We start from the raw sequence: 6,777 nt of genomic DNA, 5'->3' as shown, positions 1-6,777 counted from the left end.
CAATCATTGCGCTTTGATTGTAGTCGTAGGGTTTGAACTTAGGCATTCGCATCACTCCTTAATGCTTTGGCCAATTTTATCAAAACTTTTATCGAAATGGGGGTTTTTATACAGCCTCAACGCTTTTGTAAAAGGCGCGACGATAGGAGCGTCCTTTTGACAAACTTGTTAACTTGGTTCATCTATCTCTATCGTCTTGCGTACCCATTTTTTTGAGTGGGTATGCCTAATGTCGACTGAAAAATAAGGAGTTTCATTTTCCCTGTAATACAGTAAGGCCTGCTCTTGATCAAACTTACATAGCCAAATGTGTCCAGGCTCCAGAACAGCAGGCAAAGGATTTGAGAACGGTTCGTAGTCATCAGTGCTACTCATTCTTTCTCGCATTCCGGATGGGCTATCAGTTTGAGCGAACCTTATACTTAATAGAGTGGTAGCTGACTTTCCAGTATTTCTGATTTCTACAGCAATAAACGGCTTCATTTTCCGAATTGTGCTACCGTTTTCGACCACTTCTTCACCTGGAAGGTATTCAACGCTACCCATCCAATCATATACAAATGGAGAGATACTTATTTCAACCTTTGGGCCAGATAATTTCCAAACGATGATATTCCAAACAAACACAATAGTTGAAAGTATTGCTCCCCACCAAGCTATTACATTCGAACTATTTTCCATATCGAATCATCCGATAGTAAAGTTAACAGTAAATTCAAATGCGCTGCGCTTTATACTTCGTATGCATCGCGAGTCTAATCTTTATCGAGATTAAGCAGGATAATTCTATTTGAATCAGGGTGTTAGCAAGTCTGAAATGATTTTTTATTTGTATGCATCCTGCATTTGATGTGGAATCCCTTAGCCCTGAGCATAATCACTTTACAATATAAATCAATTGCTTAAGTGATTTCCACCAGGATTAGTGAGCGCAATGATGCTGAATACGAGTTTGACTTACCCGAGTAATTTTGACAACTCAGCGCTATTCAGCGACTGACCGCTATTGTGACAACCGAGCCGGTTTAAAGATGAATCAAAACTCGCCCAGCTCCTATTAGATTAGCCCCCACGCCCGCAACCTCCGGCATCAAGTTTACGAGCCAGTATTGCTCGCAGGTGTAAACTCAGGACCAAATGGCTTGGTGATCATAAGCAGTGCCGGCATAAACAACATGTCTGCCAGCAGTGCGACACTAATAGCAACGCTCAGCAATATGCCGAAGCTTGAAATAATCGCGAGCTGGGAAAGCAAATAGCAAGAGAAGGCTCCTAGCAGAATGATGGTTGTAATCACAAGCGCTGGGCCTACGTCTCGCATAGAGTCCGCTAAGGCGACACGGTAATTACCGCAGCTCATAAAGCAGCGCCGGAATCGAATAACAAGGTGCAAGGTGTCATCCACCGCGATACCTATCGCGATGGTAGCTAAGAGCAACTTCATATAATCGAGGTGAATACCCAGCCAACCCATTAGTCCCAGCACCACAACCACCGGAGCTAAATTTGGGATCATGGACAGCAGCCCAACCTTTATTGAGCCGAATGCCAAGCACAGAAAGCCTGCCACCATAACAAATAGCAGGCTGTAGCCGATCAACTGGGTGTCGGCAATATACTCGCCCATTTTTACCCACATTAAGCCAATACCGGTTTTGCGAACCATGGCATTAGGGATCGGGTTTTCAGCAATATAGTCGTCAATTGTCGCCAGCAATTCCGTTATGGCAGCGGAGCCGCTCATTTCAACGCGCATTTCCAGCACGGTGCGACTGTAATTTTGTCCCACAAACTCCCGTAGCTCTTCACCACCGGAAATTTCGTAAACCAGGAAATATTGCGCGGCTAGATTTCGATCTTCGGGTAGACGATACCAGGCTGGATCATCGCCGTGAAAACTGCGATTAAGGTCTTTTTGAATATCGACCACAGAGTAAGTCTTTTTGACTAGGGGCTGCGCCTCCGCAAATTGTTGAATACGATCAATCGCACGCAATATCTCGGGGTCTTTGACGCCTTCAGGCTCTTCCGTATCGATAATGTAGGTCACATTTAAAATGCCACCCATCACACTCTCTGCGAGCTCAGTGTGCTGGCGCCATTCAACGCTAGGCTTAAAGTCTTCAAGGAAGTTAAAATCGACTTTTACTTGGCTCAAACCCGCCAAGAAAAAAACAAGCACGACGGTGCCGGCAGACAATAGCGCCTTGGGATGATTCAAATTAATCGCGATACAGCGTTCAACAAGCCAAAGTATCGGTGGCTGCACTACAGGCCGCGTTTTTTTATCTGCTTTTACCGGCGTCGACTTACCCGATGCGAGGGCGACCACCAACAAGGTCATAGACAATATAAAGGTAAACATCACCCCCGAGGCTGCATACAGCGCCATTTCGCTGAGGACTTTTAACTGCGAAACGGTCATTACCAGAAAGCCAACCGCGGTGGTGACCGACGCCAGTAAACAGGCGCCACCCACTTTAGATATCGCCGCTTTTACCGAAAGTTTGCGGTCACCGGTTTGTGCATAGGCGCGCTGAAACTCTAATAAAATATGGACAGATTGCGCCACCCCCACCGCACACAGCAAGGTAGGCACAATACCAAAAAACAGCCCCAACACCCAACCAAAGGCGCCCATCATACCCAGCACCATCACAATGCTAAGTACCACCACCGCCAGCGGCCCAAACAGGCCAAGCAAACTAACGCGAAAAAGTATAAAGGACAACACCGCCAAGACAACTAAGGTAACGACAGTGCCAATGGCAGAATCTTCCATGAAGACGTGATTGTAGGCCGAGTTCATCGGTACATCGCCGGTAATAAAGAAATCGATACCGGCATATTCCGGACGCGCCATAATCTCGCGCAGCTTATTATCACTAACCTGTGGATAGAGGTTTTCTAACTGATTGCCCTTGGCCTCATCGTAAATAATATCTTCCAGCGGGTCGACGCTGCTGCGTTCCATTTCTAAAATGATGGCAGCGTAATCTGCTTTCTGGTTGATAAGATAATCGACATAGAGTGGACGACTTAGCACCTCATCCCGCAGTTTTAACAAAGCGTCTTGATCTGCGGGAAAATCCAGCATCAATTCATCGACATTAATTGAGTCCCCATCAGCGCGAATAAACTCCACCGTGGGCAAGCTAATCACGTCGCGCACATAGGGCACTTCATCCTCAAAGGCCTGTGCTAACTGGGCGATCTGGCCCATGGCTTCGTAATTAAAAGGTCCGTGCGGGCGGTCTGGTACGCGGTATATGATGTAGGTCACTTCATCAGACAAAAACTCATCTAAGTATTCGGTGTAAGACAGATACACCGGATCGCTTTTGTCAAAGTAGGCGTCCAGGCTATTATCGCTCTGTACTTTGCCAGCAAAATAGATGCCTCCACCCAGCATCAGCAGTGACAACAGCAAGACGATGACGCGATGGTTAACCGCCCAACTGGCGACACCACCAAACACGGCGTCTACGCGATCTACAAATTTATTCTCTGTTGCCGCCATTGGTGCTCACGCTCCTTATTATGATTATTATTAATGATGTAAATCAGTGTTCAGTGACAAACCACAAAGCGCCACGCCCTTCCCTCGAACAAAGGGCTGGCCGCCAAGAATATTTGATTTATCCGGTAATTATGCTTTAACTTGGTGCGCATACACAATAAACATTAGATTTGAAACTACCTCCCCACTCTGGAGCACCTAGCGTGATAATAAAAAGGTTTACCGCGAGCATTCTATTCTCACTAAGCGTGATAATTTCGCCCGCGCTCATCGCCGATGAGGCGCAAGACAAAGGTCTAGCAATAGCCAAAGAGATGAAAAGTCGAGATCGCGGCTGGGTCGACAGCAGCGCGGAAATGGAAATGGTGCTGCATACTCGCGGCGGGCGGGAAACCCGACGGGAAATGCGCATTTTGTCACTAGAAGTACAAAATGACGGCGACAAGTCGATGACTATTTTTGACAGCCCCAACGACGTCAAAGGCACCGCCTTTCTGAGCTTTACCCACAACAATGCCGACGACGACCAATGGCTGTATTTGCCCGCATTAAAGCGCGTTAAACGTATCGCCTCTAAGAACAAATCTGGGCCGTTTATGGGCAGCGAATTTTCCTACGAAGACCTTAGCTCCTTTGAAGTGGAGGAATACGACTACCGCTGGCTACGTGACGAAGAGGTAAACGGAGAGCTGTGTTATGTAGTCGAAATCATTCCCCGCGACAAATACTCAGGCTACAGCCGCGAGATAGTGTGGATAGATCAATCCCACTATCGCGCTCTAAAAATTGAATTCTATGATCGCAAAGAGAGCGTGTTAAAGACTTTAACTCTGAGCGACTACCAACTGCACCTAGACAAATTCTGGCGACCAGCAAAGCAGACCATGGTGAATGAGCGCAACGGTAAAAGCACCGAGGTATTCTTACGTAACTATCAATTCCGCAGCGGCTTAGACGAGCAAGACTTCACTGAAAATAGCCTAAAACGCGCGCGGTAGGATAGAAATTAATAATGAATGTAAAACTGTGTGCGGGCGCCATGTTGGCAAGCCTCATCGCGTCGCTAAGCCACGCGGAATTTCTTGGTTATGTCGGCGTGCAGGCGCGCGCCTTTCCAAGCACCGCCGCTGACCCTGCGCAGGGCTCAGAAACCCTGTCTGGCGTTCTCTCCCCCGAGTGGTACCAGCAATGGAATGACGGTGACGACAGCTTCAATATAAAGGCCTTCTACCGCTACGACAGCCAAGACGACGAGCGCAGTCACGCCGATCTTCGCGAATTTTATTGGCAGCACGTCGGCAACAGCTGGGAGTTAACTGTCGGCGTGAATACTATTTTCTGGGGTGTAACTGAATCTCAGCACCTGGTCGACATCATTAATCAAACCGATTTTGTTGAAGCTCCGGACGGCGAAGATAAATTAGGCCAGCCCATGATTCACTACGCCAGCATACAAGACTGGGGAGTAGTGGATGTTTTTGTCTTACCGACATTCCGCGAGCGCGAGTTTGCGGGTAAGGAAGGCCGGCTGCGCTCGATACCCATTACGCTAAACGATGCCGAGCAATATCAGTCTGACAGAAAAGAGGAGCACATCGACTACGCCTTGCGCTGGAGCCATTATCTTGGCGACTGGAATGTTGGCCTGTCATGGTTTAATGGCACATCCCGTGAGCCACTTTACCTGCCGCGAGCCACAGCTGCGGGCATTGCTCTCATTCCCCACTATGCGCTTATTGAGCAAAGTGGTATTGATGCTCAATATGTTAGCGGTGACTGGCTATGGAAATTAGAAGCCATTTATCGGCGCAGTATTGGACATTCCTTGGCCGACAATTACGCTGCCAGTACCGCTGGATTTGAATATACCTTAACGGGTATCAATAGCTTGTTTTGGGATTTAGGATTGTTATTAGAATATTCCTATGATTCCAGGCCACGGCCGAACGCCAGCCCCTTTCAAAACGATATCTTTGTTGGCGGCAGGCTCAGTTTAAATGACATCGCCTCAAGTGAAATTTTGTTTGGCTACAGCCAAGATGTTGACGATCAAGACAGTCGATCCGCGTTTATGGAGGCCAGTACCCGAATTGGCGACAGCACTAGAGTTACCGCAGAGGTATTTCACTTTCACGGCGATGATAGCCTAGATCCTATCTACTCCTTGCGAAGAGATAGCTATATCGAGATAGGTTTGGAGTATTACTACTAAGAGGCCTTTGCACGATTTTGTTTTGTCCTCTGCCTGCGTTCAATAATAAAGAAACCTATCATGCGTAAACGCTCTGGTATTAAAAGTATTGCTCTTAGCATCATAGCCAGTATTGCTTTGCTGCTCGCTTATTATGGATACAGTCCCGCTGTATCTCGCCCCGCTCTTAATGGCGAATTCCGCAGTGACACATTAGAGATCGACGACATCCAGCGCAGCTACTCATTTTATCTACCTAATAATTTACCGGATCAACCTGCCCTCGTCTTCATGCTACACGGGTCATTACAAAGCATTGACGACATCCGCGGATATACCGCATACCAATTCGAACAACTTGCCGATCAACACAAGTTTATATTGGTATATCCCGCAGGGTATAAAAATAATTGGAATGATTGCCGCAAGACGGCCAACTATCCCGCGCGGGCACAAAACATAGACGATATTAAATTTATCAAAACGCTTATGAGCCATTTTCAACATCGCTTTGGCAGCAATTCTACCAAGTCCTTTATGGCGGGATTCTCAAACGGGGGGCATTTGGGCTTTCGATTTGCTTTAGAGCAGCCGAACAACATTGGCGGCATTGCGGCAATCAGCGCCAATTTACCCAGCGCAAGCAATCTGGACTGCTTCGACAAGGGCGTAGCCGTTCCGGTGTTAGTAATGAATGGCACCGACGATCCGATAAACCCCTATCATGGCGGCCGAGTAACGCTATTCGGCTTCGGTGACCGTGGCGATGTATTGTCGTCCATCGCCACCGCCGAACATTTCGCCCGCACTGCGGGGTATCACGGCGCGCCGAGCGAGACCAAATATTTTTTTAATAGCCAACACGACGACCCCACTGCAACAAAATACATTGCATGGCGAGACAATCAACACGCAGAAATTATGCTGTATACGGTGACCGGCGGTGGACACACTATTCCGCAACCCTACTTTAGATTTCCACGCATCCTTGGTGCAACTAGCAAGGAGATCAATGGCCCCGCCGAAATATGGGCCTTCTTCCATCGACAAATGAATTAGCGCCGCA

At 47.7% G+C, this 6,777-nt stretch carries 5 protein-coding genes; 3 read left to right on the top strand and 2 right to left on the bottom strand.

The window, feature by feature from the left end:
- Positions 1-168: 168 nt before the first annotated feature.
- Positions 169-681 carry a hypothetical protein gene (locus KXJ70_RS18735; protein ID WP_219045083.1) on the bottom strand — a complete coding sequence of 171 codons (513 nt, stop codon included), beginning with the start codon at positions 679-681 and terminating at the stop codon, positions 169-171.
- Positions 682-1,096: 415 nt separating this feature from the next.
- Positions 1,097-3,520, bottom strand: a complete 2,424-nt coding sequence (locus KXJ70_RS18730) for an efflux RND transporter permease subunit (protein WP_219045082.1) — start codon at positions 3,518-3,520, stop codon at positions 1,097-1,099.
- A 203-nt stretch (positions 3,521-3,723) separates the two neighbouring features.
- Between KXJ70_RS18730 and KXJ70_RS18725 the strand changes: the two genes are divergently transcribed.
- The 3 genes from KXJ70_RS18725 to KXJ70_RS18715 are packed head-to-tail and all read left to right on the top strand — an operon-like array spanning position 3,724 to position 6,770.
- Positions 3,724-4,518 carry an outer membrane lipoprotein-sorting protein gene (locus KXJ70_RS18725; protein WP_369409815.1) on the top strand — a complete coding sequence of 265 codons (795 nt, stop codon included), beginning with the start codon at positions 3,724-3,726 and terminating at the stop codon, positions 4,516-4,518.
- 14 nt (positions 4,519-4,532) lie between these two features.
- Positions 4,533-5,732 carry a hypothetical protein gene (locus KXJ70_RS18720; protein ID WP_219045081.1) on the top strand — a complete coding sequence of 400 codons (1,200 nt, stop codon included), beginning with the start codon at positions 4,533-4,535 and terminating at the stop codon, positions 5,730-5,732.
- 60 nt (positions 5,733-5,792) lie between these two features.
- Entirely contained in the window at positions 5,793-6,770 is a 978-nt protein-coding gene (locus KXJ70_RS18715; RefSeq protein ID WP_219045080.1) for a CE1 family esterase, read from the top strand.
- Positions 6,771-6,777: the final 7 nt, after the last annotated feature.

The sequence above is a fragment of the Zhongshania aquimaris genome (assembly GCF_019312595.1).
GTDB classification, from domain to species: domain Bacteria; phylum Pseudomonadota; class Gammaproteobacteria; order Pseudomonadales; family Spongiibacteraceae; genus Spongiibacter; species Spongiibacter aquimaris.
This window is presented reverse-complemented; position numbering and strand designations above follow the sequence as displayed.